The organism is Paraburkholderia podalyriae (assembly GCF_014397785.1).
Taxonomy (GTDB): Bacteria; Pseudomonadota; Gammaproteobacteria; order Burkholderiales; family Burkholderiaceae; genus Paraburkholderia; species Paraburkholderia podalyriae.
The window spans coordinates 1-747 of the sequence record NZ_VZQQ01000270.1 but is presented as its reverse complement, the minus strand read 5'-3'; the positions used below and the strand labels follow the sequence as shown (position 1 = coordinate 747).

The 747-nt window shown below is 58.9% G+C and carries 2 protein-coding genes; both read right to left on the bottom strand.

Translation table 11 applies throughout. The features are described 5' to 3' along the window. Window positions 1-88: 88 nt before the first annotated feature. Window positions 89-352 (bottom strand): HPr family phosphocarrier protein, encoded by a 264-nt coding sequence (locus tag F6X42_RS42975; RefSeq protein ID WP_187639777.1) that lies wholly within the window; start codon window positions 350-352, stop codon window positions 89-91. A 60-nt stretch (window positions 353-412) separates the two neighbouring features. Next, window positions 413-747, bottom strand: a 335-nt coding sequence (locus F6X42_RS42970; protein ID WP_187639776.1) for a hypothetical protein, incomplete at its 5' end; no start/stop codon positions are given.

The window sequence follows — 747 nt, the reverse complement described above, 5'->3', positions numbered from 1 at the left end:
ACCTTCCTCTTTCTTTTCATGTGCGTGATTGAGTAGTTCGCATGCAGGGCCGATCGACAGGCATGAGCCAGACTCCTGCATCGGTCCGTCAGAAAGATTCCTGCACATGAAGAATGGCCGCAAGCGCTTCGAGCGCTGCAGTCTCGTCGGGACCGGTCGCAAGAATGCGCACCTGCGTACCCGGCTTCGCCCGAAGCGACATAACCGACATGACATCCTTGGCATTGACGGACCGGCCGTTCGCGATACAGACGATGTCGCTCGCAAACCGGGCGGCGCTGACGGCAAGCCTCGCTGACTCACGCCCGTTTAAACCCCATCGGCCACCAATCTGAATCAATGACTCGACCAACCCCGCTCCCCTTTGTACGTAAACAGTGACCCGGCGCCCCATGTCCCCACGCGGTCGCGCTCAGTGCAACACGCTTGCAATGACCTGAGCAAAGAAAACACGCAGCAGCGCGTCCCACGTTTCATCCCGTAGTGCAATTTCGGCCCTATCGAGCCTGCGCATGTCCCGATCCAGATACACGACGCGCAGCGATTTCGGATGCGGTGGACCGACAAAGAACTGACCGTCATCGTCCAGAAACAGACATGGCCTCTGCCTGTATCGCGCGCCGGACAGCGAGGTCGCGTCCTGGACGTGGCGAGCCGATTGCTTCTGATAGACGAAGATGACGTTCACCCCGCACGCTTCCAGGCGGTCACAGATATCAGAAAACCGGTACAGCATCTGGAATCCGC